Raw genomic sequence first — 25,729 nt, 5'->3', positions numbered from 1 at the left:
CTTACAGCAGCGCTAACTGGCGCTGTACCGGCGCGAAACTGCGGCGATGCTCAGCAAGCGGGCCATGAGCGGCGAGGGCCGCCAAATGCTCTTTGGTTGGATAGCCCTTATGTCGGGCAAAGCCATACTCAGGATAGCGCATATCCAGCTCGACCATCTGCGCATCGCGAGCAACTTTCGCTAAAATAGATGCGGCGGCAACCGCCGAATGGCGGGCATCCCCCTTTACGACTGCCTGGCCAGGTAGAAAGTGCCCCGGCAGCCGATTACCATCCACCAGTAAGTACTCCGCCTGGGGAGCCAATGCATCCACCGCGCGGCGCATGGCCAGGTGGGTCGCATGGTAAATATTAAGCTGATCCACCTCAGCAGCACTTGCCTCGGCAACAGCAAACGCCAGCGCTCGTTCGCGGATCTGCACGTCCAGCGCTTCTCGCTTGCGAGCGGTGAGCTTTTTTGAATCTGTCAGACCTTCAATAGGCTGGGAAGAATCAAGAATCACCGCCGCGGCCACCACACTACCGATCAGCGGCCCCCGGCCGACTTCATCTACACCCGCCAGACGATCACCCTGGTAATTAATGACCAGTGCTGGATAGTCAGCGAGCTTAACGGCCATGATGACGCCCTTCTTGGCCCGCTATTTCATCGTTATCTAAAGGGTCACCAGCCACCAGCGCGGTAATGACTTGGGCAGCGCGCTGACTGGCGTTGCGCTGAAGGCTTTGATGCATGCGTGCAAAACGTTTTTCCAGAGCGTGCCGCGTCGTCTCATCCGCCAATAGCTGGTCAAGCTGACCGGCAATCGCTTCCGGCGTGGCGGCGTCCTGAATGAGTTCGGGCACCACGCTCTCTTGAGCAATCAGGTTAGGCAATGAAATCCACTGGGTTTTCACCAATCGTTTTGCCAGCCAGTGAGTCGCCGGAGCCATTTTGTAGGCGACCAGCATGGCTCGATGGCACAACATGGCCTCTAGCGCCGCCGTCCCTGAGGTCAGCAGTACCGCGTCGCTGGCTACCATCGCTTCTCGGGCTTGGCCGTCTAGTAGCGTTACCTGCTGGGCTAGTGCGGGGTAGCCAGCCAGCAGCTCGCGAAGCTCTTGGTGACGTTGGGCGGTAGCCGCAGGGATGACTACTTGCAGGCCTGGATGGCGCTGGCAGAGCAGCGTGACCGCGTCTAGAAACGTAGCGCCCATAAAGCGGATTTCATTGCCACGGGAGCCGGGCAGCAGCGCTAATACAGGCGAGTTTGCGACTAAGCCCAACTCACGACGAGCCGCGTCGCGGTCGTTCTCAAGGGGCAGTTCATCGGCCAAGGGGTGGCCCACAAAGGCGACGGGCACATGATGGCGGTGGTAAAAATCGGCTTCAAAAGGCAGCAGGGTTAACATGCCATCAACGGCCTTAGCGATCTTTTTAACTCGCCCCTGCCGCCACGCCCATACCGAGGGGCTGACGTAGTGAGCGGTTGTAAGGCCAGCATCACGCAGCTGTTTTTCTAAGCCGATATTGAAGTCGGGGGCGTCGATACCAATCATGATATCCGGCTGCCAAATCAATGCGTCTGCACGGAGCGTTCGGCGTACACGGATAAGTTCCGGCAGGTGTTTGACCACTTCGACCAGTCCCATTACCGATAACGTTTCCAGCGGAAAGCGGCTGGCAAGCCCCTGGGCTTCCATCCGTGGCCCCCCGATTCCACGAAACTCGACGCCGGGATGGTGAGCGCTTAACTCGCGCATCAATCCAGCGCCTAAGATATCGCCGGAAAGCTCGCCAGCCACAAGGTATACGCGCTCAAGGGTCATATGATGGGAAAACCGATGGGAGATGAGTGGTTAGCGCACAATACCGCGGGTCGAGCGCTCGATTGAGTCAGCGAAGAGAGCGACTTCCGGCAACTCGAACCGGCTACGCATCTCGCTAACTGCCTGCTCTACAGTTAAACCTTGGCGATACACCATTTTATAAGCAGTGCTTAGCGCATTGATCGCGTCACGGCTAAAGCCTCGGCGCTTTAAACCCACCAAATTAAGGCCTCGGGCTTCAGCCGGGTTGCCGTTAATCATCACATAGGCGGGGGTATCTTTAGTAATAATCGAACCGCCGCCCGCCATCGCGTGCTCACCAAAGTGACAGAATTGGTGAACGGCTGACAGACCGCCAAGAATGGCAAAGTCGCCGAGCGTAACGTGGCCTGCCAGCGTTACCTGATTCGCCAGTATACAGTCGCTACCGATCACGCAGTCGTGTCCAACGTGCACGTAAGCCATGAATAAGTTACGCGAACCAATGGTCGTCTCACCACGATCCTGTACCGTGCCGCGATGGAGAGTAACCCCTTCACGGATCACGTTATCATCGCCCATCACCAAGCGCGTTGGTTCACCAGCGTATTTTTTGTCTTGGCAGTCCTCACCCACCGAAGCGAACTGAAAGATGCGTGTGCGCTCTCCCAACACCGTCGGGCCTTTGACCACCACATGGGGGCCTATAATTGAGCCGGCGCCTATCGTTACGTCTGCCCCAATAACGCTAAAAGGGCCTACCTCGACGTCATCAGCAAGCTTCGCCGTTGGGTCCACCAGTGCAGTAGGATGTATCAAGCCACCTTCCTCTCGGCACAAATAATTTCAGCCTCGCACGCTAGCTCACCGTCAACCGTTGCGCGACAAGCAAATTTCCAAATCCCTCGTTTCCCACGAATCACGTTTGCTTCCAATACCAGCTGGTCACCAGGCATCACGGGGCGCTTAAAACGTACATTATCACTGCCCACCAAATAGTAGACGTAACCATCAGCGGGCAGTTTATTCACCGTTTTGAAACCTAAAATACCGCACACTTGGGCTAGCGCTTCCACCACCAGCACACCGGGCATAATCGGGTGATGGGGAAAGTGACCGTTGAAAAACGGTTCGTTAATACTAACATTTTTGAACGCAACGATGGATTCGCCAACGGTTAACTGCGTCACACGGTCTACCAGCAAAAACGGGTAGCGGTGCGGCAAGTATTCGCGAATTTCGTTAATATCCATAACCATCGTAACGACCTCTAAAATGACAAAAGGCCTGAAAAAATCAGGCACTCACCAGCACAAAGCTGGTTAAAAGGCGGTGGATTATAACCTGCTATAAACAAGCCTCAAGCCACTACCTAAGAAACTCAAGCGTCTACTACTCTGAGCGCTGACTTTTTTCCACCCGAGACAATCGCTTAGCGATATCGTCAAGCTGTTTAAAACGCACGGCATTTTTACGCCACTGTGCGTTACTCATTGCCCCGGTCCCCGAAGAGTACACACCTGGCTCATGGATGGAATTAGTGACCAGGCTCATGCCAGTAACCTGTACGCCGTCACAAATGGTGAGGTGGCCTGAGAGCCCCACGCCACCGCCAAGCATGCAGTGTTTGCCGACTTTAGTTGAACCGGCAATGCCCACACAGCCTGCCAGCGCGCTATGATCCCCAATCGTCACATTATGCGCAATTTGCACCTGCCCATCGATTTTTACATCGTTACCAATCACCGTATCGCCGAGTGCACCGCGATCAATACTGGAGCAGCTGCCCACTTCAACATCATCGCCCAGCACGACACCACCCAGCTGCGCAATCTTGTGCCAACCCGCACCATCGTGGGCAAAACCAAAACCATCACCGCCAATCACGCAGCCACTTTGCAAAATACTGCGTTTACCAATAACAACACCGTGGCAAACAGTAACATTGGCATGCAATCGCGTGCCTTCTCCAATGATGCTGTCGGCGCCTATCACGCTGCCCGCGCCAATCACGACACGATCGCCCAGCACTACCCCCTCCTCAATCACCGCATGCGCCTGAATAGACACATCAGCGCCTAGCGTCACACCCTCTGCAACAACGGCGGTGGGATGGATACCGGGTACATCTCGTGCAGGAAGTGGGTCGAACAGCTGGGACAGCTTGGCATAACCCAAGTAGGGATTGTCCATTTCCAAGCGGGCAACCGGGCAATTTTTACCGTGCTCCGGATGCAGCAGCACGGCGGCTGCCTGAGTGGTTGCTAAATCTTTTAAGTAGGCACGGTTCGCCAGAAATGCAATTTGATCGGGTGCAGCTTCTTTAAGTGTCGCCAAGCCTCGAATGGTTTGATTGGCGTCTCCTTCGAATGCTACATCCAAGTGACGTGCGATATCCGCTAGGGTGAGGTGGTGAGAAGCGTGCGTCATAGGAGCCCAGAAAATCAATGGTGCGGGCAAGCCCGCACCCGCAGTCATAAAATTAGTTTAGCGAATCGAAAATCTGTGTGACTTCATTCGTCACGTTAGGCAGATCTGTCGATGAGTGCAGTACGCCTTGTGGCTCTACTAACACGTCAATATTGTGACGCTCCAGCACTTGCTCAACGGCACGCTCAAGCTTGGACTCCGCGCTTTCTAAAAACTGCTGTTCAGAACGCTGCTGGGCTTGAAGCACTTCGCGACGCAACTGTTCAAAACGGCTGCCCTTCTGTTGGAGTTCAGCCATTAGTGAATCTCGCTGAGATTGCGACATGGTGTCGCCTTCTCGCTGCAGTCGCTCCTGCAACTGCTGAAGCTCATTGCCGAGCGACTGCGCCTCACGCTGCTGGCTGCCAATTTGCCCTTCCAACTGGCTGAGCGAAGATTGAGCCGACTGGGTATTCATCAACGCAGCGCGCCAATCAAGTACTGCAACCTCAGCGGCGTGAGCGGGTAGCACCATCGCTCCAAGTAGACACACAGCTGCTGCCAATTTACGCATCGTGATAACTCCTTGTATTAGAAAGTTTGACCCAGCGAGAACTGGAAGAACTGAGTATCATCCCCACTTTCATCATTCAGCGGCTCAGCAACACTGAAGGTTAGCGGACCTACCGGTGTTAGCCAGGATAGACCAATACCAGCGCTGTAGCGCAGGTCACCAAAATCAACGCCTGAACTGCACCGCTGACGATCGGCATCTTCTTCCAACACATCGTAGCAAGAGGTCAGGAAAGTATTCCCGGCATCCACAAAAAACGATGTTTGCAGCGAGCGTTGGTCTTCAATAAACGGCAAAGGGAAGAGCACTTCGGCGCTCCCTTGAACCAGCACGTTACCGCCCATTGTACGGTCACGACCGCCTTCACGCGCAGGCGTTGTGCGTTGACCAAGCGTGTTGGAGGTAAAGCCACGTACTGAGCCTAAACCACCTGCGTAGAAGTTTTCGTAGAAGGGGTAAGGGTCATTGCCGCCAAGCGTGTCGGCATAGCCTAGGTGACCGCTAAATTTAAGCGCCCAGGTTTGATCATCATTAATTGGGAATAGCTGCTGACCACGCGCTTGCAGCTTGTAGTACTCCGCATCGCTTCCCGGCACGCCGGTTTCTGCCGAGAACCGTTGGTAACTACCTGCCGTGGGCATAATGCCGCGGTTTAGGTTATTGCGTGTCCAGCTTGCCGTTAATTTAAGGCTTTGCGCATTTTCACCTTGATCTTCTACATAGCGGCGGATTTCTGATGCCGTATCGAAATAGGTTTTCACCGTTAAGTCTTCGATACTCGCACCGAAATTAAGCCGCGAAAGCTCACTTATCGGGTAGCCAAAATTAATCCCCGCACCATAGGCATCCGTCGAGAACGTCGAAATATCCGAATCAGCGTAATCCGTCTCACGGTAAAACACGTTATAGCCGCGGGAAATACCGTCTAGTGTCCAATAGGGATCGGTAAACGCAAAATTGACGCTGGTGAACGTATCGCTACGCTGGGCACCAACATTGACACGGTTACCTGTACCCAAAAAGTTATTTTGGGCCAAACCAACGCCGTAAATCACCCCAGCGCTTTGCGAGAAGCCAACGCTGGCTGAAACCGAGCCTGAGGGCTGCTCTTCAACGTTATAGGTCACATCTAACAAATCAGGCTGGCCGGGTACAGGCTGAGTATCGACTTCCACTTGGCTAAAGAAGCCAAGACGCTCAAGGCGCTGTCGGGACTGAGTAATCGACTCAGTCGATGCCGGCGCCCCTTCTAGCTGAATCATTTCACGACGCAGCACTTCGTCCTGAGTGGTGGTGTTACCAAAGAATTCGATACGGCGCACATAGGCACGTTGGCCTGAGTTCACTGCTATGACGAGGTCGACGGTATCACCATCGCCGGCCATTTCCGGTACGCCCTGAACGTCAGCAAAGGCAAACCCTTCGGCGCCAAGACGCTGACGCAATGCTTCGGTGGAGGCATTTACTTGACCACGAGAGAACGTATCGCCACTACTAATTTCAAGCAGTTGGCGCGCCTCGTTTTCGCTAATCTGCAGGTCACCCGCAAAACGGATATCCCCCACGCGGTACTGATTACCCTCATCAATATTGAGCGTAATAAATATTTCAGATTTCTCTGGGCCAATTGATACCTGGGTAGAAGTGACATCGAAGTTCACATAGCCACGATCCAGATAGAAAGAGCGCAGACGCTCGATATCGCCTGAGAGCGCCTCTCTTGAGTACTCATCTTTTGAAAACCAGCCAAATATCCGCCCAGGACGATCATTGAGTTCAAAGACAGAGCGTAGCGTATCGTCATCAAAGTCTTCGTTACCAACAATATTGATTTGACGGATTTTTGCTACTTCGCCTTCATTAATATTGATATTGACCTGAACGCGGCCTTCATCAATTTCATCAACATCAACATTAATACCCGCGCTGTAGCGGCCTTGGGCCTGATAGACCCCCTCCAGCTCGCGCTGAATTTCTTCTAGCGTAGACAGCTGCAGCACTTGGCCTTCGGATAAGCCCGATTGGCGCAGCCCATTACGGAGATCCTCTTCATCAATCTGCTGGTTACCACTGATATTTAGCCGTGCAATCGTCGGCCGCTCAACAACCTGAACAATGAGAACGTCACCCTCTCGTGCCAGGGAAACATCCTCGAACAGGCCCGTTGCAAATAGGTCACGCGCAGCCGCTGACAGCTGCTGTTCGCTAACGCGGTCATTGGCACTCACGGGAAACGCATTAAAGACCGAGGCGGCGGAAACCCGCTGTAGTCCTTCCACACGAATGTCCGAAACATCAAAGGATTGTGCTTGGGCGCCGCTGGCGCCTGCCAGCAAAAGTGCCGCCATTCCAAGGGTCTTGATTTTCATGCAGTCAGTTCGCTCGCGTTGGTCTGCCTGTCGTTCCAGACAGGCACCATATACATTTGTGCAGGTGGATGACAAGGCATCCAGCGCGCTACACGCGTCATTACCACAGGCGCATCAGATCAAAATAGAGGGCCATCAGCATTAGGGTGCCTACCATGGCAAGCCCGATGCGTAACCCTACCGCTTGCGTTTGTTCAGAGACCGGCCGGCCACGCACGACCTCTATAAAATAATAAAGCAAGTGCCCACCATCGAGCACCGGGATTGGCAATAAGTTGAGCACCGCCAGACTAATGGAAAGATACGCTAGAAAGCCAACAAACGCTTCCATCCCTGCACGGGCAGAGTCACCTGAAATTTGCGCGATGGTGATAGGCCCAGACAAATTAGAGGGCGAGATCAGCCCCACCAGCATTTTACGAATAGCGTCTATCGTCAGCAGCGTCATTTCACCGGTGCGAGATAACGATTGCCCAACGGCCTCGACAGGGCCGTAGCGGATTTCACGCTGAAGCTCCGCAGGCCATGAGACTTGCTGTACGCCGGCACCGATATAGCCGACCTCTCTGCCACCCTCTAGGGTATTGGTACCTGGCGTAAGCGACAGCGTACCCTGCTCGTCGCCGCGCTGATAGCGAACGTCTAAGGTTTGACCAGCGCTATCACGAATAGTGGCGACAAACTGCATCCAGTCGCCCACCGGCTCACCATTTAAGGAAAGGATGCGATCACCCGGCTGAAGCCCTGCCTGAGCCGCCGCTTGACCATCCACTACTTGACCCAATACGGCAGGGAAATCGGGGCGCCACGGCGTAATGCCCAAGCTTTGCAATGGCTGTGGTGGGTCTTGGCGAACGAGGTAGTTAGTGACCGGCAATTGATAAGCGCGCGGCGTACTCGCCCCTTCGGGTAGCGCCTCAACGGAGAGCTCGCCGCTAAAGCCAATAATAGATACCAGCTTGAGGTTGATCTCTTCCCAGGAGCGCATCGCATCGCCCTGGATAGCCGTGATTTCGCTGCCACGAACAAGGCCTGCTTCAGCGGCGGGCGAGTTTGGCTCAATGTCGCCTACGATAGGCATTACCGTTGTCGTACCTGCGACAAACAGCGCCCAATAAGCGACGATAGCCAGTAAAAAGTTAGCTAGGGGGCCAGCAGCCACAATCGCGATTCGCTGCCAAACATTTTTGCGGTTAAAGGCTCGGTCAAGCTGCTCTTCAGGAACAGGGGCTTCACGCTCATCGAGCATTTTCACATAGCCACCCAGAGGTATTGCTGCCACGGCGAACTCTGTGCCATGACGATCCACGGTGGACCAGAGCGGTTTACCAAAGCCAACGGAAAAGCGCAGCACCTTCACACCACAGCGTCGCGCCACCCAGAAATGGCCAAATTCGTGGAAGGTTACCAACAACCCAAGCACCACGATTACCGCAAGAATATTTTGTATCAGGCCCACACTTCGCTCCTTTACACGCTGCTCAGCGAATGGCTGATGCCTGCGCGCCATACTGGTGTTATCGCTGTATTTTCAACGCTGCCTGTTCACGCGCCCACTTATCTGCCGCTAAAATTTGCTCAAGCGAATCCGCGCTGCCCTCAAACGGCTGCCCCATCACCTCGGCAACCACCTCTGCAATAGCGCTAAAGCCAAGTTGTCCCTCTAAAAAGGCGTCTACCGCGACTTCGTTGGCGGCGTTAAGAATCGCCGGCGCTGCCCCGCCTTTTACCATCGCCTCTCTGGCCAGGCGCAGGCAGGGGAAGCGCTTTTCATCCGGCGCTTCGAAATCGAGCCTAGCGACCTGAAAAAGGTCTAGTGTCTCAACGCCTGCATCAATTCTCTCAGGCCAAGCCAGCCCATAAGCAATCGGCGTACGCATATCAGGATTGCCCAACTGCGCAATCACCGAACCATCGTCGTATGCTGCCATAGAGTGGATCACGCTTTGGGGGTGCACGACCACCTGAATTTGCTCAGGGGAGGCATCGAACAGCCAGCAGGCTTCGATTAATTCGAGGCCTTTATTCATTAGTGTGGCGCTATCGACAGAAATCTTGCGTCCCATCGACCAATTAGGATGCGCGCAAGCTTGGTCGGGTGTCACCGTGGCAATATCTTCTAAGCTCCAGGTACGAAATGGGCCACCCGAAGCGGTCAGCAGAAGTTGCCGTACTCCGTGGCGCGCAAGTCCGCCCCGGTGCTGAGCAGGTAGACACTGATAGATAGCATTATGTTCAGAATCAATCGGCAATAGCGTTGCGCCTGAACGCGCCACAGCATCCATAAAAAGCGCTCCACTCATGACAAGCGCTTCCTTATTGGCGAGCAGCACGCGTTTGCCCGACTCTGCTGCTGCTAACGCGGGTAGTAGCCCTGCGGCACCTACGATAGCCGCCATCACCGTATCGACTTGAGACTCTCGGGCAACATCGCAAAGCGCTTCTGGCCCCGCCAGCACTTGAGTAGTGATACCCGCCTCGGCTAATTCATCATGCAGCCACTGCGCATCACGCGGATCGTTGAGCACCGCCACATGAGGGCGGTGCACTTTGCACTGAGCCAGCAATACTTCTTTTGAGGTATGGGCCGTTAGCGCGTATACCCGATAGCGGTCAGGGTGGCGGGCAATCACATTCAGCGTGTTAGTGCCTATGGAGCCGGTAGAGCCAAGCACTGTGACGTGCTGCAGCGGCGGCTGACTCATAACGCACTCACCTGTAACTGAAGCACCTGCAAATAGAGCAGCGCAAAGATCGGGATAGCCGCCGTTAAGCTGTCAATACGATCCAACACGCCACCGTGGCCGGGCAATAATTGGCTGGAATCTTTAATATTGCGATGGCGCTTCAGCATGCTTTCTAGCAAATCACCCAGTACCGAAATGAGTGTCACCAGCGCGGTGATAATGAGTAGCGCTAAACCGCCGACAAGACCTAGCGCCTGCCAAAAAGCAAACCCGATGGCCAGCAGCGAGGTGGCGACTAGCCCCCCAGCAACGCCCTCCCAGGATTTCCCGGGACTCACCTTCGGTGCCAGCTTGCGCTTGCCCCACTGGCGGCCAGCAAAATAGGCGCCGATATCGGCACTCCATACGAGCAGCAGGACAAACAGCAACCACACAGCCCCGCTATCGCGGAGGACGTTGAAACCGACCCAACACGGCAACAGCACCCACACCCCCATCAACAAACGGCGAGAGCGCGCTTGCCACTGCTCACCAGCTTCTGGGTAACGAGTGACCCAAAAAAGATTCAGCAGCCAACCAATGGCCCCGATCCATAGCGGCCAAACAGCAAAAGCGGCACCGCTCACCCACATGAAGACCATGAGCAGCACCAGCGTTGCGACATACTGCAACCGCGAACGATGGCGGGTAACACCGGCCAAGTTGGCCCACTCCCACGCCCCTAGAAGCACGATAAGCGCTGTAAATAGCGCAAACGCGCCGCCTTGCAGTCCGAACAGGCCGATCAGCGTTAGGGGAGCTAACCAGGCTGCGGTGATAATCCGCTGTTTAAGCACCTTGCGCCTCTATTTGTTCGTCAGTCATGCCAAAGCGGCGGCGGCGCTGGCAAAAATCATCCAGCGCCGTATCAAACGCCGCAGCGTCAAAGTCAGGCCACAACAGGGGGGAAAAATACAGCTCAGCATAAGCCAGTTGCCACAACATAAAGTTGGATAGGCGTTGTTCTCCACTGGTGCGGATACACAAGTCCACCGGCGGCACCTGCTGGGTATTCATCGCCGCATCGAGTCGCGCTTCATCGATATCAGCGGCCACGATCTCTCCCGCGGCGACCTGCTCCGCCAACTGCCTTGCCGCTCGGGCAATATCCCACTGACCGCCATAATTAGCCGCAATCACCAGATGCATGCCCGTATTGGCAGCGGTCAGCGCCTCAGCGCGCTGGATATGTTTTTGGATGGCGTGGGAAAAGCCGCGCTGCTCACCGATAATGGAAAGGCGAACATTACGCTCATTAAGCTTTTTAACTTCACGCTTGAGCGCCATTAAAAAAAGCTCCATAAGCGCATTGACCTCATTCGCAGGACGTTTCCAATTTTCACTGGAAAAGGCGAACAAGCTTAAGGTTTTCACACCGCGTTCGGCGGCGCGCTGAATCACCGCTCTGACGGCTTCAACACCCGCACGATGGCCGCGCACACCAGAAAGTCCGCGTGCACGCGCCCAGCGGTTGTTGCCATCCATAATGATAGCGACATGTAGCGGCAGCGACTCCTCGGAGTGAGAAGGCGTTGCGCCGCCCGGCTGCTTGTCAGGAAGCTGCGGTGACGTCATGGGTTCTCGCACCAAAGATCAGTCATAGGTAAGCCAAGCCATGGCCTGACGGGCAGCGCTTGACTGCCCGCGACTAAACAAAAACAGTTAGTGATAGTAACAACCACTAAACCTGCATGAGATCATGCTCTTTGGCAGCAAGCGCCTTGTCGATCTCAGCAATATACTTATCGGTCAGCTTCTGGATTTCATCTTCGCCCTGGCGCTGATCGTCTTCGGTGATCTCTTTATCTTTTAGTAAAGATTTGAAATCGCCGTTAGCATCGCGGCGCACGTTACGAACGGCGACACGGGCGTGTTCGGCTTCGCTGCGGGCCTGCTTGATATAGCCTTTACGCGTCTCTTCTGTAAGCATCGGCATTGGCACACGGATGACGTTGCCAGCACTTGACGGGTTCAGCCCAAGATCAGAGGTCATGATGGCCTTTTCAATTTTCGGCACCATGCTCTGCTCCCAAGGAACGACCGTCAGCGTACGCGCGTCTTCTACGTTCACCGAGGCCACCTGACTTAGCGGTACTTGGCTGCCGTAATAATCAAGCGTTACTGCATCCAAAATACTGGGGTGCGCGCGCCCTGTACGAATTTTGTTGAAGTTGCTATTCAGCGCTTCAACACTTTTTTTCATACGGGAATCTGCATCTTTCTTAATATCATTGATCACGTTGTTACCCTCTGTCTATCAGCGTGCCTTCCTTGCCCCCTACTACCAAATTCAGTAAGGCACCAGGCTTGTTCATATCGAATACCCGCACTGGCATATTATGGTCACGTACCAGGCAGATAGCGGTCAAATCCATCACGCCCAGCTTCTGTTCCAGTGCATCGTCATAGGAGAGCTGGTCGTATTTAATGGCGTCGGGGTACTTCACCGGATCCTTATTGTACACGCCGTCCACCTTAGTGGCCTTGATGACAACGTCGACGTCCACTTCAATGCCGCGCAAACAGGCAGCAGAGTCGGTGGTGAAGAAAGGGTTTCCGGTACCTGCAGAAAACAGCACCACATCACCCGACGTTAAATAGCGGATGGCGGTACGGCGGTCATAATGTTCCACCACACCGCTCATGGGAATCGCTGACATAACCCGCGAGCGGATATTAGAGCGCTCCAGCGCATCACGCATGGCCAACGCGTTCATCACCGTTGCCAGCATTCCCATATGGTCACCCGTCACCCTATCCATGCCCGCTTCATTGAGTGCTGCGCCACGGAACAGGTTACCTCCCCCAATTACAATCCCCACCTGAACACCAATTCCGACCAACTGGCCAATCTCAAGCGCCATACGATCCAACACTTTAGGGTCGATACCAAAATCGTGCTCCCCCATCAGCGCTTCGCCTGACAGTTTCAGCAAAATACGTTTGTACTTTGATTTCGACTTATCAATTTTCGCGGTAGCAACGGGGGTAGACTCTTGAGCATCATGTGACATGGCATCTCTCCTGAGGCAGAACTAGGCAGCGGTGGGTGGAGGTAGCCCAATTTAGTAAGGGCCGGATACACGAAGGCGTGCGCTCGCGCGCACGCCATCTTCTTACTTGAACCTCTGACCTTAGCGACGGCCAGCCTGTTCCATGACTTCTTTAGCAAAGTCGACTTCTTCTTTCTCGATGCCTTCGCCCACTTCAAAGCGGGTAAAGCCAACGACTTCACCACCGGCCGCTTTCACGAACTCAGCCACGGACTGGTTCGGATCTTTTACGAACGGCTGCTCGGTCAGGCTGTTTTCAGCCAGGTACTTCTTCAGACGACCACCCACCATCTTCTCAGCGATCTGCTCTGGCTTACCGGCCATATCAGGCTGGGCCATGATGATCGCTTTCTCTTTGTCCAACTCTTCCTGAGGCATATCTTCAGGATGAGCGACTGACGGGTTAATCGCGGCAACGTGCATAGCAACGTCTTTGGCGGCTTCGCTGGTGCCGCCTTTCAGGACGGTCAAAACGCCAATACGGCCGCCGTGAACGTATTCGCCCACCAGACCACCTTCAACGGCATTCACGACAACGGCACGACGTACGCCGATGTTCTCGCCAATTTTCTGAACAAGCTGCTCGCGAGCAGACTCAAGGTCACCCGCCATAACTGCTGCAACGTCTTCGTTTTTCGCCGCAAAGAACGCATCAGCGATCTTGTTGGTGAACGCGATGAAGTTGTCGTCACGGGCAACGAAGTCAGTCTCGGAATTGATTTCAACCATCACGCCGTAGCTGCCGTCTTCGGCTACACGGGTAACCACCGCGCCTTCTGCTGCGGTACGGCCTGCTTTCTTCGCGGCTTTAAGACCAGAGCTTTTACGTAGATTCTCGATTGCGACTTCGATATCACCGTTGGTTTCAGTGAGTGCTTTTTTACACTCCATCATGCCAAGACCGGTACGTTCGCGCAGTTCCTTAACCTGGGAGGCGCTGATAGCTGCCATGAGAATTCACCTCGGAAATGGTTCTAGCTGAGAGTTAAACGCGCCACAAAGTATAAGCTCGGTTGATGACCACCGCGACTTACTGTGCAGTGCGCTTGCCGGCGTTACGTAACCGGCGTGTTCGACCCGTTTGAGCGTACCCAAAGCGGGAAAAAGGGGGCATAAGGCCCCCTCTTAACGCGATGCGGCTTCACTGCCCGCCGCACCTACTACCTGTCTTACTCGGCAGCAGCGTTAGTATCGGCGGAAGCGGCTTCTTCAGCTACTTCGACGAACTCATCCGGACGACCTTCTTTTGCACGACCACACGCATCGGCAATCGCCTTCACGTAGATCTGAATCGCGCGGATAGAGTCATCGTTACCCGGGATCACGTAATCAACGCCATCTGGGTTGGAGTTGGTATCTACCACGCCAATAACCGGGATACCCAGCTTGTTGGCTTCGTTGATCGCGATGCGCTCGTGGTCAACGTCGATAACGAACAGTGCGTCCGGCAGGCCGCCCATGTTCTTGATACCACCGATAGAACGCTCAAGCTTATCTTGCTCGCGCGTTGCCATCAGTACTTCTTTTTTGGTCAACTTCTCGAAAGTGCCATCTTCGCGCATGGTTTCTAAGTCACGCAGACGCTTGATAGACTGACGGATAGTTTTGAAGTTGGTCAGCATGCCGCCCAACCAGCGATGGTTGACGAACGGCTGGCCAACGCGATTCGCTTCTTCTTTGATAATCTTGCTAGCGCTGCGCTTGGTGCCAACAAACAAAATTTTGTTGTTGGATGCCGCCATCTTCTCAATCACATCGACCGCTTCGTTCAGTGCAGGCAGAGTGTGCTCAAGGTTGATGATGTGAATCTTGTTGCGCGCGCCGAAGATAAATTTACCCATCTTCGGATTCCAGTACTTGGTCTGGTGACCGAAGTGAGCGCCTGCTTTCAGCAGGTCACGCATATTAACGTGAGACATGATAAAACTCCTGAAACTCGGGTTAGGCCTCCACGCACCCCATGGATCCGACCAGTAGCGCCGCTAAGCGTCACTAAAGGCACCCGGGACCATGTGCCGGTGCATGTGTGTTTTCAAGGCTTGCTGTTAAGCAGCACAGGGGTATCCTTGCTGCTATCTAATTGCCTTCTATTAATCGCTCTATCCGCCAAGAAGCGTGGGATGGCGATTGCAGGAAAGCGCGCGGCTTTATACCATAGATCCTTACCAAGATGAAGTCGCCGTCCATAAAACGGCGTTACTTCGCCACTTCCATTTGCCGTTTACCACTTGCTTTCCAGCACTTACTGTCTACCACTTACTTAGACCCCACATCGAGAATTCATGAACGTTCCTATTAAGTCGCCTTCTGAAATCGAGAAAATGCGTGAGGCCGGGCGCCAAGCGGCCAGCGCTATTGAAATGATCACCCCCCACGTCAAAGCGGGTATCAGCACGGGGGAGATCGACCGGCTGTGTCATGAGTACATTGTCAACGAGCTAGGCTCGACGCCAGCGCCGCTTAATTACCACGGTTTTCCGAAAGCAACCTGCACCTCGATTAACCATGTGGTATGTCACGGCATTCCTGACGATGCCAAAAAGCTTAAAAACGGCGACATCATGAACCTGGACATTACGGTCAAAACCGCCGATGGCTACCACGGCGACTCCAGCGTGATGTTTGTGATCGGCGAGACCATTCAGGGCGAGCGCCTGTGTCGCATCACACAAGAGTGTCTCTATAAAAGCATTGAACTGATCAAGCCCGGCGTTCGCCTCTCAGAACTTGCACGCGTCATCCAAAAGCATGCTGAAGAGCACGGCTACTCGGTCGTGCGCGACTTCTGCGGCCACGGCATTGGCGCTGACTTCCACGAAGACCCGCAGTTTTTGCATTACGACGGCTATGCGCCAGATGCAGATATCCCGCTGGAAGCCGGCATGTGCTTCACCATTGAGCCAATGATTAATGTCGGCGGTTACAAAACAAAGGTGCTGCGCGATGGCTGGACCGCCGTCACCAAAGACCGCAGCCTGTCCGCGCAGTGGGAGCATACACTGCTGGTCACCGAGTCCGGTGTTGAAGTGCTCACCGCACGCAGTGATGAAGACTTTAGCTTTTTGAATCGCTGATGCTACTCCACCACTACCGGTTCGAGCCGGACACCGCACTGTATGATCTTGACGCCTTTCGCACCGAGCTTGCGGGGGCGCGCTCTCCCGTCGCGCCGTTCAAAGCGGCACTACGTGAGCTTCAATCCCGGCTAGATGAGCAGTTCCGTGGCGGCGCTGATATCCGCGATCTTGTGCGCGGACGGGCGTGGTATCTCGATCAGTTGTTAGCCATTGCTTGGGCGCAGCACACATGGCCCGATGATTGCGTCGCCCTGGTAGCGGTGGGCGGCTATGGTCGCGGCGAATTGCACCCCCACTCTGATATCGACTTACTATTTCTACTCGAACGTGATGATGACACGCCTTACCGGGAGTCGCTGACCGCCTTCATTACCTTCTTATGGGATATCGGTCTGGAGATTGGCCACAGCGTGCGCTCGCTCAACGACTGTGTGCGTGAAGCCGAAGCAGATGTAACGGTCATCACCAATTTACTGGAATCACGTCTGATCGCTGGCCCCGAATGGCTGCGAGAGCAGATGCGCGAGCGGCTAAACGCTGACCACCTCTGGCCTGCCAATCGCTTTTTCGAAGCCAAGTGGCAAGAGCAAATTGCCCGCCACTACCGCTACAACAACTCTGAATACCACTTAGAGCCCAATCTAAAGAGCTCGCCGGGCGGACTGCGCGACATTCAAATGATCGGCTGGGTGGCCAAGCGCCACTTTGGCACGGAACAGTACACGGACATCGTCGCCAACGGCTTTATGAACGATGCTGAGCTGCGCATTCTTAGCCAAGGCCAAGCCTTTCTGTGGCAAGTACGCTACGCCCTGCACATGCTGACAGGACGCGCCGAAGACCGCCTGCTCTTTGATCATCAGCGCACCATTGCCGAGATGTTTGGCTTCAAAGACACGCCAGAGCGCTTGGCAGTCGAGCAGTTTATGAAGCGCTACTATCGCCATGTCACCGCTCTTGCTGGGCTGAACGATATGCTGCTGCAGCATTTCGATGAAGTGATCTTGCGCAGTAAAGAGTCGCTGGAAACGGTCAAGCTGAATGAGCGCTTTGAGACCAAAGGCGGCTATATTCAGGTGCGTTCGCGCAGCCTGTTCCGTGAGCGCCCGTCGGCCATGCTAGAGCTGTTTTTACTCATGGCGAAACACCCTGAGATAGAGGGCGTGCGTGCGGACACGATTCGCTTAATTCGCGATCACCGCCATCAAATTGATGACCACTACCGGGAAGATCCGCGCCACCAGCGACTGTTTATGGCCATTATTCGCGCACCGGGCAATGTTCCCCGCCAGCTTAGGCGCATGAACCGCTACGGCATTCTAGGCAAATATCTGCCGGAGTTTGGCCGCGCCGTGGGACTAATGCAGCATGATCTGTTTCATATCTACACGGTGGATGCCCACACCCTGCGACTGCTGAAATTTCTACACGGCTTTCGCAAGCCCGATGCCAAAGACGACTTTCCCGTAGCTGCCACGCTGATCCACCAACTGCCCAAACTGGACTTACTGTGGATAGCCGGACTATTTCACGACATAGGCAAAGGCCGCGGCGGTGACCACTCGGAAATTGGGGCACGGGATGTAGAGCAGTTTTGCAAACGCCACCACGTTTCCCAGCGCGATACCAACTTAGTCAGCTGGCTGGTAGAGCACCACCTACTGATGTCGATGACGGCGCAAAAACGCGACATTAGCGACCCTGATGTTATCCGTGATTTTGCCATTGTGGTGCGGGACGAAACCCGCTTAGACTATCTCTACGTGCTCACTGTTGCCGATATCAACGCCACCAACCCCACCCTATGGAATGGCTGGCGTGCTTCTCTTCTACGTCAGCTCCACGCTGAAACCAAGCGCGCATTAAGGCGCGGCTTAAACAACCCACCCGACAGAGATGACTGGGTACGCGAAACTCGCACCGAAGCGCGCTCGCTGCTGCAAACGGTCGGTGTCGATAGCGCCCATATCAACCAGTTATGGGAGTCATTGGGAGAGGATTACTTCCTGCAGTACGCGCCCAGCGAGATCGTTTGGCAGACCCAAGGTATTCTCAATCATCAGCCATCGCCGCTGCCGCTGGTGCTAATCAGCGCCCCCACGGCGGATATGGCCGAAGGCGGCACCAAGGTGTTTATTCACACCCGTTCGGTGGATGATCTGTTCGCCGCCACGGCTGCCGCCATGGAGCAGCTCGGGCTCTCGATCCACGATGCCCGCATCGCCACGTCGCACAACGACTGGACGCTCAACACCTTTATTGTATTGGATAGCCACGGCCAGCCCATTCGCGATCCTGAACGCATTGAAGAGATGCGCAGCCACCTAGTAGAAGAGCTGGATGACCCAGACGACTACCCAGAAATCGTCACTCGGCACACACCGCGCCAGCTTAAGCACTTCAAAGTCCCCACCGAAGTGGTGATTGAGCAGGACCCCGCCAACGAGCGCACCCTGCTAGAGCTCACCGCCCCCGACCGCCCCGGCCTACTGGCCCGGGTGGGGCGTATTTTTATGGAGCAGGATATCTCGCTCTCAGCCGCTAAAATTGCCACGCTAGGCGAACGGGTGGAGGACGTTTTCTTTATCACGACCAAGGCAGGCGAGCCGCTTATCGACCCCGAACGCCAGCAGCAGCTTCGTGAACGCCTAATTGAGGTATTAGGGGTTTAATAACGTTTGTAAACCCGGTTAGGTTTGAGCCTACACCGGGGCTTGCCTATAATCGGCAGCTTACGCCCGCCAGCCATCAACGGACACGCTATGAATCCTGACTTAAACGCCCTGCATCCTTATCCGTTTGAGAAGCTGGCCGCCCTCAAAGCGCCGCTGACACCCCCAGCGGGGCTTGCGCATATTCCCTTAACGATTGGTGAGCCTCAGCACGCCCCTTACCAAGGCGCGCTTGATGCGCTTATGGCTCACCAGCTAGAGATGGCACGCTACCCAGCCACCAACGGCCTGCCTGCGCTACGCGAGACCATTGCGCACTGGGCTACCCAGCGTTTTGGCTTAGCCGGACTCGATGCCGAGCGCCAGGTACTGCCCGTCAACGGTACTCGCGAAGCCATCTTCGCCTTCGTACAGGCGGCGCTGGATCGTACTCGCCCGGCCAACGTAGCCGTACCCAATCCGTTCTACCAGATTTACGAAGGCGCTACTCTGCTGGCCGGCGGCTCACCGCTCTACCTGGATTGCACCGCCGAGAACGGCTTCCGCCCCGACTTTTCAGCAATTAGCGCAGAGACCTGGCGTGACGTTCAAATTGTATTTATCTGCTCACCGGGCAACCCCACCGGCGCAGTGACGCCGCTTGCTGAATTCAAACAGCTCATCGCGCTGGCGGACGAGCACGATTTCATCATCGCCTCCGACGAGTGCTACTCCGAGCTCTACCTGGACGAAAACACGCCGCCTCCGGGGCTTCTGCAGGCTTGCGCCGAGCTAGGCCGCGATGACTACCGCCGCTGTGTGGTCTTCCATTCTCTCTCTAAGCGCTCCAACCTGCCGGGGCTGCGCTCTGGTTTTGTGGCGGGGGATGCGGACCTGCTAGCCCCGTTTAAGCGTTACCGCACTTATCACGGCTGCGCCATGTCGCTGCCGCTACAGCATGCTTCTATCGCCGCCTGGCAAGACGAAACCCACGTACGCGCTAACCGCGATGCCTACCGCGAAAAATTCAGTGCGGTAACGGAAGTACTTGCTCCAGTGATGGATTTCCCCACTCCAGAAGCAAGCTTCTATCTTTGGCCTGCAGTGCCCGGCGGTGACGATATCGCCTTCACCCAGCGGCTGTTCAGCGAACAGCATGTGAGCGTGCTGCCCGGCAGCTTGATGGGCCGCCCAGGGCAAAACGGTCATAACCCCGGTGCTGGCCGGCTACGCTTGGCCCTAGTGGCCGAGCTTGAGCCAACGTTAGAAGCGGCCAAGCGCCTACGTCAATTGATCGAACTCAGCTAGGAGGCTGCATGCTAACGCTCTACATGATTAGCAACTGTGATACTTGCCGCAAGGCACGCAAAGCACTGGATGACAAAGCACTGCTTTATAAAACCCACGATCTGCGCAAAGACGGTCTTTCTGCTGCACTACTAGAACATATTTTACATCGCGTCCCCTTAGTCGAGGTGATCAACAAACGCAGCAAAACGTGGCGCGAACTTTCGGATGAAGAGAAAGATTACGATGCGAATTCGGCTCGTCAGCTGCTGCTCCAGCATCCCACTCTGCTCAAACGACCGCTGTTGGAGCTGGACGATGGCACCATTTTGATAGGCTACCGCGATGGCGACTACGACAAACTAAGCGGCTAGCCCCCTTACTCATACGCTCTTAACCGCTCTTACTCTCTTTCACGCTCTTAAAAACTTAAAGGAATACGCGTTATGCTGAGCTTCGCGCTTGGAATCGGCACTCAAAACACTCAGGGCGACTGGCTGGAAATTTACTACCCGGCGCCGCTGCTTAACCCAGCAGAAAGCTTGGTAGCCGCCGCGAAAGAAGCGCTAGATGCGCCGGCAGGCAATGCACCGGTCAGCTTCTTACCGGAAGACTGCACACGCCTGGCCAAAGCGCTGGAAGCGGCAGGCCATCCAGAGCAAGCAGAGCTTGCTGAATCATTGGCGGCTAGCCACCGTCCGCTGGTAGCCATGTTCCTAGAGAGCGACCAGGCGCCGCAAACCGCTCCCGAGGTGTACCTTAAGCTTCACCTGCTTTCCCACCGTTTAGTGAAGCCTCACGGGCTGGATCTGACCGGCATGTTCGGCCTGCTGCGTAACATCGCCTGGACGAACGAAGGTGCCATCGATATCGAAGAGCTGCCCGCCCGCCGCCTAAAAGCACGCTTGGCTGGCCGTGCACTATCGGTCGACTGCGTTGATAAATTCCCCAAAATGACCGATTACGTGGTGCCCACCGGCATTCGCATTGGCGACACCTCCCGCGTACGTTTAGGTGCTTACTTGGGTGAAGGCACGACCGTCATGCACGAAGGCTTCGTCAACTTCAATGCGGGCACCGAAGGCCCCGGCATGATTGAAGGACGCATCTCAGCAGGCGTTATGGTCGGCAAAGGCTCTGACCTAGGCGGCGGCTGCTCCACCATGGGCACGCTCTCCGGCGGTGGCAATATCATCATCAAAGTCGGCGAAGGCTGCTTGATCGGCGCCAACGCCGGTATCGGCATTCCGCTAGGCGACCGCTGCACGGTAGAAGCAGGCCTTTACATCACGGCAGGCTCCAAAGTCACCCTATTGGATGACCAGGGCCAGGAAGTCAACACCGTGGCCGCCCGCGAGCTGGCGAACCAAGATGACCTGCTGCTACGTCGCAATTCGCAAAATGGCCGTATCGAGTGCCTGACCAATAAAAGCGCCATTGCGCTGAACGAGGCGTTGCATGCCCATAACTGAGCCTGACGCGCTGTCGCCTACTCTGAAGCTGGCGTTTGAACTGCTGGGCCGTGCATCGGTGACACCCGATGACGAAGGCTGCCAGGACATTATGATCGAGCGCTTAACGGCGCTCGGTTTTCATGTAGAGCAGCTGCCGTTTGGCGATGTAAAGAACTTCTGGGCAGTACGCGGCCATCACGGTCCGGTGTTGGCCTTTGCCGGACATACCGACGTCGTGCCCAGCGGGCCACATACCAGCTGGGAGTTCCCGCCCTTTGCCCCCTGTATCGATGACAACGGGATGCTCTGTGGGCGCGGCGCCGCTGATATGAAGGGCAGTCTGGCCGCCATGCTGACCGCCGTTGAGCGTTTCGTTACTACCCATCCTGAGCACGATGGCCGTATTGCGTTCTTAATCACCTCCGACGAGGAAGGGCCGGCAGTTGACGGCACCCGTGCGGTGGTTGAGCACCTACGTGAACGCAATGAGCGCCTGGATTACTGCATTGTCGGTGAACCCTCATCCACCTCCCGCTTGGGAGATATGATCAAGAATGGCCGCCGTGGGTCGCTAGGTGGCGTTTTGCATATCAAAGGTATACAGGGCCACGTCGCCTACCCTCACTTGGCACGCAACCCAATTCATCAAGCGATGCCAGCGCTTGATGCACTGACCACGGAACACTGGGACGCAGGTAACGACTTCTTTCCCGCAACGAGCTTTCAGATCTCTAATTTCCGAGCGGGCACCGGGGCTACCAATGTGATTCCGGGCGAAGTCGAAGTTGTCTTTAACTTCCGCTACTCCACTGAAGTCACCCATGAAGAGCTGAGGACGCGCACCGAGGCGATTTTGGATCAGCACGGTCTTGAGTATCATATTGACTGGACACTCAACGGCGAGCCGTTTTTAACCGCTGAAGGCGAACTGGTGGACGCGGCGATTCGCGGAGTGGCAGCCGTGACCGGCGAACGCCCGCAGCTCTCTACCAGCGGCGGCACCTCGGATGGTCGGTTTATCGCCACCCTTGGCGCCCAGGTCGTCGAGCTTGGCCCGCTGAACGACACGATTCATAAGGCCAATGAACGCGTGCTCGCCAGCGACCTTGATCAACTAAGCCGCATTTACGAGGCCACGCTTCAAGCGCTGCTAACCAGCGAAGAGGTAAGCGTATGATGGAGCGGTTTCCAGATATTGAGGTGTACCTTGCCCAGGTGTCGTTGGAGCATATCAACACATGGCTGCAGGAGTCGCTGAGCGCGCCTCCACTCAACCCGGCGGGTAAAGGTAAGTGGAAAACCCGTGGCCAGCATGAAGGTCAAGCCGTTCCGGTGCTGTTAGTTGACAAGGCCGCTGACGGTTTTGCCAGCTTATGGTTTGATAGCCAGCATACGCCGTGGCATACCGACCAAGAGTGCGCCCAACACGCCGCCGAGGCGCTGCAAACCGAAGTGCGCTGCTCGTTAGGTGGTTGGCACCCAGGCGATGACCCTGACCGTTTTTGGCAAGTATTGCCAGGGGGACAAGAAAAAGCCATTGAGTGGCCAGATTCAGGGCGCTAAACGCAAAACCCCCGCATTCGCGGGGGTTTGCTATTTCAGCACTACCTGAAAAATTACTCAATAATACTCACATCGTCAGCTTGTAAACCGCGGTCGTTCTTAATCACGTGATAGCGAACGATCTGACCCTCGGCCAGCATACGCGGGCCACGGCCACGAATTGCACGAAAGTGCACAAACACGTCTTCGCCGTTATCACGAGTAATAAAACCGTATCCTTTATTGGTATTAAACCACTTCACCTCTCCCTCTTCGCGGCCATCATTGGGGTCGATGATATCTTCCTCTTCCTCATCATCTTCCATCATAGGCGCCGCTTGAGGCTGTCGGGGTGCGGGCTGTGCACGGGCGACATCTGCTTTTACCACCATAGGTGGCGCCAGGGCAGCAGCGGCTAAAGTGCCAATAAACAGCACGGCAAAACAGCCCAACGCAACGGCAATATAAGCACCATTAACACCCGCCGCTAACAACTGTTCAGCGAGCAACCCATTTGTTAAATGAACAATCCCCGCCAGCAGCAGCGGCGTGGGGGCGGCTAGTAAGACACTGATGAAGAAACAGCGAAAAACAACTTTTGGATTCATAGATAATAAAAGCTCTCTTGTTGTATGGGTAACAGACGAAGGACAATACTCAGACGATTAGGCCCATTCCTAACAGTACCGAGCATACTACACAAGGTAACGATATTATCATGACAAACGACTTATCGCCTGCTGAGCTAACTCAACGTTTTGAATCTTTGGAGAGTCGTTTAGCGTACCAGGAGCACTGGCTAGATACGCTGGATCAGGCCGTTGCACAACAAGAGCGCCGTTTAGAGAAATTAGAGCAGCTAAGCATACTGATGCGTGAACGCTTACGAGAACAGCATCAAGCCCTCCAAGCGGGTGATTCACAGGGTGAGTCCCGCCCAGAAGATGAAATACCGCCCCACTACTAAGCAATAGGCACGAATGCAGTAGGCACGACGCGTAGGCTCACTTCACCACGCTGGCAGGGTCTACACTCTCTAACCCAAACGCGTCTGCAACAGCACGGTACGTTATCTTGCCGTCATGGACATTGAGACCGGGGAGGAAGTGCGCATCGTCTGCCAACGCCTGTCGCCAGCCTTTATCGGCCAACGCAAGCACAAAGGGTAATGTGGCATTGGTGAGCCCCAGAGTCGAAGTACGCGCCACCGCGCCGGGCATATTGGCCACACAGTAATGAACGATGCCATCCACAAGGTAGGTAGGTTCAGCGTGGGTGGTGGGCTTGCTGGTTTCAAAACACCCGCCCTGATCGATCGCAACATCGACTAGCACGCTGCCCGGCTTCATATTCGCCAGCATTGCACGGGTAATCAGCTTGGGGGCAGCAGCACCGGGTATTAGCACGGCACCTACGATCATATCGGCGGTTTTTACCGCATAATCCAGCGCATCGGCTGTAGAGTAGACGGTCTTAATCCTTCCCTGGTAGCGGTCGTCTAACACCTCCAGCCGAGCAATCGATTTATCGAGTATCGTGACATCAGCCCCTAGACCCAGTGCCATGCGCGCTGCGTTCTCACCCACCACGCCACCACCAATCACAGTGACACTGCCCGGCGCTACACCCGGCACGCCCGGCAGCAACACCCCAGAGCCGCCCTGCGCTTTTTCCAGGCTATGCGCCCCTGCCTGCACCGCCATGCGCCCCGCGACGGTGCTCATCGGCGCCAGCAGCGGCAGGCCACCTTTAGCATCGGTAAGAGTTTCATAGGCAATACAGGTAGCGCCGCTCTCCATTAGCCCGTGGGTCAGTGACTTTTCAGCGGCTAAGTGCAGGTAAGTAAACAGGGTGTGATCAGGCGTTAGCCGCGCAACTTCTTCAGCCTGCGGCTCTTTAACTTTTAAAATCAGCTCGGCACGCTGCCACAGCGCCTCCACATCCGTTTCTACCTGGGCACCAGCGGCTTCATAGTCGCTGTCGCTAAACCCAGCGCCTTCGCCTGCCGCGGCTTGAACCCACACCGTGTGTCCATGCTCGACTAGCTCGCGCACTCCGGTAGGTGTTAGTGCGACGCGATACTCATGGTTTTTAATCTCTTTGGGTACGGCGATTTTCATGGGCGCTTTCCTTCTCAGCAGAAGATCATCATAAAGGGCGTCCGCAATAAACGATAAATAGACGCTGATAAGAAAGTTACCGCACTGCTGGCATTAACCACCACCCCAGGATTGAAAAACAAAAAAAACGCCGGTTAAGGCGTTTTATAGAAGGAAAATATAGTGGCTAACGGCGCTAAGCGAAAAAATCGTCGTCTAATCGCGATAGGACTCTGCTATCACTGCACCGCCATAGCAGTGTAGGTACTCATCTGGCAGTCGCTTAGGGCGGCCACTCGAAAGCGCCACACAGGCAAAACGGGTGCGCGCGTTAAGCAGCGTTTTGCTATCGCCTACACGCTTCAACTGAAACCGGCGCGTTAGGCTAAATCGCCCGTCGCACGCCACAATCCATGTCGCAAGCTTAAGTGCGTCGCCTTCAAAGGCAGGCGCCAGGTAGTCGAGTTCATGACGCTGTACAACCATCGCACGATCCAGGGCTCGGTAGCGTTCAAGCGATAGGCCCAACGCTTCAGAATGCGCCCAGCTAATTTGCTCAACCCAGCGCAGATACTCGCTGTTATTGACATGCTGGTAAGCGTCAATCGCTTCTTGAGTGACGTGGATATCGATCACAAAAGGATTCGGCAGCGCCCACTCCATCGCCTTTGCTCCTCACCTTATGACGTTACACCGTTAGC

At 55.2% G+C, this 25,729-nt stretch carries 26 protein-coding genes; 8 read left to right on the top strand and 18 right to left on the bottom strand.

Annotated elements, in window-relative coordinates:
• Position 1 precedes the first annotated feature (1 nt).
• From rnhB to rpsB, 15 genes are all read right to left on the bottom strand, one after another.
• The gene (rnhB, locus tag LOS15_RS00660) at positions 2–619 is read right to left on the bottom strand and encodes a ribonuclease HII (RefSeq protein ID WP_263067431.1); all 618 of its coding nucleotides are present in this window, start codon (positions 617–619) and stop codon (positions 2–4) included.
• Positions 609–1,808: a lipid-A-disaccharide synthase gene (lpxB, locus tag LOS15_RS00655; protein WP_263067430.1), complete on the bottom strand. Its 1,200-nt coding sequence runs from the start codon at positions 1,806–1,808 to the stop codon at positions 609–611. Before lpxB ends, rnhB begins: the two co-directional genes overlap by 11 nt.
• Before the next feature lie 30 nt (positions 1,809–1,838).
• Positions 1,839–2,606: an acyl-ACP--UDP-N-acetylglucosamine O-acyltransferase gene (gene lpxA, locus LOS15_RS00650; RefSeq protein ID WP_263067429.1), complete on the bottom strand. Its 768-nt coding sequence runs from the start codon at positions 2,604–2,606 to the stop codon at positions 1,839–1,841.
• Positions 2,603–3,046 carry a 3-hydroxyacyl-ACP dehydratase FabZ gene (gene fabZ / locus LOS15_RS00645; RefSeq protein ID WP_078090340.1) on the bottom strand — a complete coding sequence of 148 codons (444 nt, stop codon included), beginning with the start codon at positions 3,044–3,046 and terminating at the stop codon, positions 2,603–2,605. Before fabZ ends, lpxA begins: the two co-directional genes overlap by 4 nt.
• A 133-nt stretch (positions 3,047–3,179) precedes the next feature.
• Positions 3,180–4,217 (bottom strand): UDP-3-O-(3-hydroxymyristoyl)glucosamine N-acyltransferase, encoded by a 1,038-nt coding sequence (gene lpxD / locus LOS15_RS00640; RefSeq protein WP_263067427.1) that lies wholly within the window; start codon positions 4,215–4,217, stop codon positions 3,180–3,182.
• A 52-nt stretch (positions 4,218–4,269) separates the two neighbouring features.
• A complete protein-coding gene (locus LOS15_RS00635; protein WP_263067426.1) occupies positions 4,270–4,770 on the bottom strand; it encodes an OmpH family outer membrane protein in 501 nt (166 codons plus the stop codon).
• A gap of 17 nt (positions 4,771–4,787) precedes the next feature.
• The gene (bamA, locus tag LOS15_RS00630) at positions 4,788–7,139 is read right to left on the bottom strand and encodes an outer membrane protein assembly factor BamA (RefSeq protein ID WP_411537275.1); all 2,352 of its coding nucleotides are present in this window, start codon (positions 7,137–7,139) and stop codon (positions 4,788–4,790) included.
• Positions 7,140–7,239: 100 nt separating this feature from the next.
• Positions 7,240–8,598, bottom strand: coding sequence for an RIP metalloprotease RseP (gene rseP / locus LOS15_RS00625; RefSeq protein ID WP_263067425.1), 1,359 nt, complete (start codon positions 8,596–8,598; stop codon positions 7,240–7,242).
• Between the two features lie 58 nt (positions 8,599–8,656).
• A complete protein-coding gene (gene ispC / locus LOS15_RS00620; protein ID WP_263067423.1) occupies positions 8,657–9,844 on the bottom strand; it encodes a 1-deoxy-D-xylulose-5-phosphate reductoisomerase in 1,188 nt (395 codons plus the stop codon).
• Positions 9,841–10,662 carry a phosphatidate cytidylyltransferase gene (locus LOS15_RS00615; protein ID WP_263067422.1) on the bottom strand — a complete coding sequence of 274 codons (822 nt, stop codon included), beginning with the start codon at positions 10,660–10,662 and terminating at the stop codon, positions 9,841–9,843. Before LOS15_RS00615 ends, ispC begins: the two co-directional genes overlap by 4 nt.
• Positions 10,655–11,440, bottom strand: a complete 786-nt coding sequence (uppS, locus tag LOS15_RS00610; protein WP_263067420.1) for a polyprenyl diphosphate synthase — start codon at positions 11,438–11,440, stop codon at positions 10,655–10,657. Before uppS ends, LOS15_RS00615 begins: the two co-directional genes overlap by 8 nt.
• Positions 11,441–11,546: 106 nt before the next feature.
• Positions 11,547–12,104, bottom strand: a complete 558-nt coding sequence (gene frr, locus LOS15_RS00605) for a ribosome recycling factor (protein ID WP_263067419.1) — start codon at positions 12,102–12,104, stop codon at positions 11,547–11,549.
• Between the two features lie 4 nt (positions 12,105–12,108).
• Positions 12,109–12,879, bottom strand: coding sequence for a UMP kinase (gene pyrH, locus LOS15_RS00600; RefSeq protein ID WP_263067418.1), 771 nt, complete (start codon positions 12,877–12,879; stop codon positions 12,109–12,111).
• A 120-nt stretch (positions 12,880–12,999) separates the two neighbouring features.
• Positions 13,000–13,869, bottom strand: coding sequence for a translation elongation factor Ts (gene tsf, locus LOS15_RS00595; RefSeq protein ID WP_263067417.1), 870 nt, complete (start codon positions 13,867–13,869; stop codon positions 13,000–13,002).
• A 218-nt stretch (positions 13,870–14,087) separates the two neighbouring features.
• Positions 14,088–14,837 carry a 30S ribosomal protein S2 gene (rpsB, locus tag LOS15_RS00590; RefSeq protein WP_263067415.1) on the bottom strand — a complete coding sequence of 250 codons (750 nt, stop codon included), beginning with the start codon at positions 14,835–14,837 and terminating at the stop codon, positions 14,088–14,090.
• A gap of 363 nt (positions 14,838–15,200) precedes the next feature.
• Between rpsB and map the strand changes: the two genes are divergently transcribed.
• The 7 genes from map (at position 15,201) to LOS15_RS00555 (ending at position 22,950) form a co-directional block, all read left to right on the top strand.
• Positions 15,201–15,992: a type I methionyl aminopeptidase gene (map, locus tag LOS15_RS00585; RefSeq protein ID WP_263067414.1), complete on the top strand. Its 792-nt coding sequence runs from the start codon at positions 15,201–15,203 to the stop codon at positions 15,990–15,992.
• A complete protein-coding gene (locus LOS15_RS00580; RefSeq protein WP_263067413.1) occupies positions 15,992–18,667 on the top strand; it encodes a [protein-PII] uridylyltransferase in 2,676 nt (891 codons plus the stop codon). Before map ends, LOS15_RS00580 begins: the two co-directional genes overlap by 1 nt.
• Positions 18,668–18,757: 90 nt before the next feature.
• The gene (dapC, locus tag LOS15_RS00575) at positions 18,758–19,954 is read left to right on the top strand and encodes a succinyldiaminopimelate transaminase (RefSeq protein WP_263067412.1); all 1,197 of its coding nucleotides are present in this window, start codon (positions 18,758–18,760) and stop codon (positions 19,952–19,954) included.
• An 8-nt stretch (positions 19,955–19,962) separates the two neighbouring features.
• Positions 19,963–20,307 carry a Spx/MgsR family RNA polymerase-binding regulatory protein gene (locus LOS15_RS00570; protein ID WP_263067410.1) on the top strand — a complete coding sequence of 115 codons (345 nt, stop codon included), beginning with the start codon at positions 19,963–19,965 and terminating at the stop codon, positions 20,305–20,307.
• 72 nt (positions 20,308–20,379) lie between these two features.
• A complete protein-coding gene (gene dapD, locus LOS15_RS00565) occupies positions 20,380–21,405 on the top strand; it encodes a 2,3,4,5-tetrahydropyridine-2,6-dicarboxylate N-succinyltransferase (protein ID WP_263067409.1) in 1,026 nt (341 codons plus the stop codon).
• Complete coding sequence (gene dapE / locus LOS15_RS00560; protein WP_263067408.1) at positions 21,392–22,564, top strand: succinyl-diaminopimelate desuccinylase; 1,173 nt, start codon at positions 21,392–21,394, stop codon at positions 22,562–22,564. The genes dapD and dapE overlap by 14 nt, the downstream gene beginning before the upstream one ends.
• Positions 22,561–22,950: a hypothetical protein gene (locus LOS15_RS00555; protein WP_263067407.1), complete on the top strand. Its 390-nt coding sequence runs from the start codon at positions 22,561–22,563 to the stop codon at positions 22,948–22,950. Before dapE ends, LOS15_RS00555 begins: the two co-directional genes overlap by 4 nt.
• Before the next feature lie 53 nt (positions 22,951–23,003).
• Here LOS15_RS00555 and LOS15_RS16960 read toward each other — a convergent pair whose 3' ends face one another.
• Positions 23,004–23,537, bottom strand: a complete 534-nt coding sequence (locus LOS15_RS16960) for a cold shock domain-containing protein (RefSeq protein ID WP_317629621.1) — start codon at positions 23,535–23,537, stop codon at positions 23,004–23,006.
• Between the two features lie 110 nt (positions 23,538–23,647).
• Between LOS15_RS16960 and LOS15_RS00545 the strand changes: the two genes are divergently transcribed.
• Positions 23,648–23,896, top strand: a complete 249-nt coding sequence (locus LOS15_RS00545) for a SlyX family protein (RefSeq protein ID WP_263067406.1) — start codon at positions 23,648–23,650, stop codon at positions 23,894–23,896.
• A gap of 37 nt (positions 23,897–23,933) precedes the next feature.
• Here LOS15_RS00545 and ald read toward each other — a convergent pair whose 3' ends face one another.
• Positions 23,934–25,049 carry an alanine dehydrogenase gene (ald, locus tag LOS15_RS00540; protein ID WP_263067405.1) on the bottom strand — a complete coding sequence of 372 codons (1,116 nt, stop codon included), beginning with the start codon at positions 25,047–25,049 and terminating at the stop codon, positions 23,934–23,936.
• A gap of 195 nt (positions 25,050–25,244) precedes the next feature.
• The gene (locus tag LOS15_RS00535; protein WP_263067404.1) at positions 25,245–25,691 is read right to left on the bottom strand and encodes an acyl-CoA thioesterase; all 447 of its coding nucleotides are present in this window, start codon (positions 25,689–25,691) and stop codon (positions 25,245–25,247) included.
• Between the last annotated feature and the right edge of the window lie 38 nt (positions 25,692–25,729).

The sequence above is a fragment of the Halomonas sp. 7T genome (assembly GCF_025643255.1).
Classification (GTDB): domain Bacteria; phylum Pseudomonadota; class Gammaproteobacteria; order Pseudomonadales; family Halomonadaceae; genus Vreelandella.
This window is presented reverse-complemented; position numbering and strand designations above follow the sequence as displayed.

Excerpts from the sequence above, each read along its gene's own strand:
- rnhB (WP_263067431.1), bottom strand. The coding sequence starts at position 619 with ATGGCCGTTAAGCTCGCTGACTATCCAGCACTGGTCATTAATTACCAG.
- lpxB (WP_263067430.1), bottom strand. The coding sequence starts at position 1,808 with ATGACCCTTGAGCGCGTATACCTTGTGGCTGGCGAGCTTTCCGGCGAT.
- fabZ (WP_078090340.1), bottom strand. The coding sequence starts at position 3,046 with ATGGTTATGGATATTAACGAAATTCGCGAATACTTGCCGCACCGCTAC.
- lpxD (WP_263067427.1), bottom strand. The coding sequence starts at position 4,217 with ATGACGCACGCTTCTCACCACCTCACCCTAGCGGATATCGCACGTCAC.
- LOS15_RS00635 (WP_263067426.1), bottom strand. The coding sequence starts at position 4,770 with ATGCGTAAATTGGCAGCAGCTGTGTGTCTACTTGGAGCGATGGTGCTA.
- bamA (WP_411537275.1), bottom strand. The coding sequence starts at position 7,139 with ATGAAAATCAAGACCCTTGGAATGGCGGCACTTTTGCTGGCAGGCGCC.
- ispC (WP_263067423.1), bottom strand. The coding sequence starts at position 9,844 with ATGAGTCAGCCGCCGCTGCAGCACGTCACAGTGCTTGGCTCTACCGGC.
- uppS (WP_263067420.1), bottom strand. The coding sequence starts at position 11,440 with ATGACGTCACCGCAGCTTCCTGACAAGCAGCCGGGCGGCGCAACGCCT.
- pyrH (WP_263067418.1), bottom strand. The coding sequence starts at position 12,879 with ATGTCACATGATGCTCAAGAGTCTACCCCCGTTGCTACCGCGAAAATT.
- tsf (WP_263067417.1), bottom strand. The coding sequence starts at position 13,869 with ATGGCAGCTATCAGCGCCTCCCAGGTTAAGGAACTGCGCGAACGTACC.
- rpsB (WP_263067415.1), bottom strand. The coding sequence starts at position 14,837 with ATGTCTCACGTTAATATGCGTGACCTGCTGAAAGCAGGCGCTCACTTC.
- map (WP_263067414.1), top strand. The coding sequence starts at position 15,201 with ATGAACGTTCCTATTAAGTCGCCTTCTGAAATCGAGAAAATGCGTGAG.
- LOS15_RS00580 (WP_263067413.1), top strand. The coding sequence starts at position 15,992 with ATGCTACTCCACCACTACCGGTTCGAGCCGGACACCGCACTGTATGAT.
- dapC (WP_263067412.1), top strand. The coding sequence starts at position 18,758 with ATGAATCCTGACTTAAACGCCCTGCATCCTTATCCGTTTGAGAAGCTG.
- LOS15_RS00570 (WP_263067410.1), top strand. The coding sequence starts at position 19,963 with ATGCTAACGCTCTACATGATTAGCAACTGTGATACTTGCCGCAAGGCA.
- dapD (WP_263067409.1), top strand. The coding sequence starts at position 20,380 with ATGCTGAGCTTCGCGCTTGGAATCGGCACTCAAAACACTCAGGGCGAC.
- dapE (WP_263067408.1), top strand. The coding sequence starts at position 21,392 with ATGCCCATAACTGAGCCTGACGCGCTGTCGCCTACTCTGAAGCTGGCG.
- LOS15_RS00555 (WP_263067407.1), top strand. The coding sequence starts at position 22,561 with ATGATGGAGCGGTTTCCAGATATTGAGGTGTACCTTGCCCAGGTGTCG.
- LOS15_RS16960 (WP_317629621.1), bottom strand. The coding sequence starts at position 23,537 with ATGAATCCAAAAGTTGTTTTTCGCTGTTTCTTCATCAGTGTCTTACTA.
- LOS15_RS00545 (WP_263067406.1), top strand. The coding sequence starts at position 23,648 with ATGACAAACGACTTATCGCCTGCTGAGCTAACTCAACGTTTTGAATCT.
- ald (WP_263067405.1), bottom strand. The coding sequence starts at position 25,049 with ATGAAAATCGCCGTACCCAAAGAGATTAAAAACCATGAGTATCGCGTC.
- LOS15_RS00535 (WP_263067404.1), bottom strand. The coding sequence starts at position 25,691 with ATGGAGTGGGCGCTGCCGAATCCTTTTGTGATCGATATCCACGTCACT.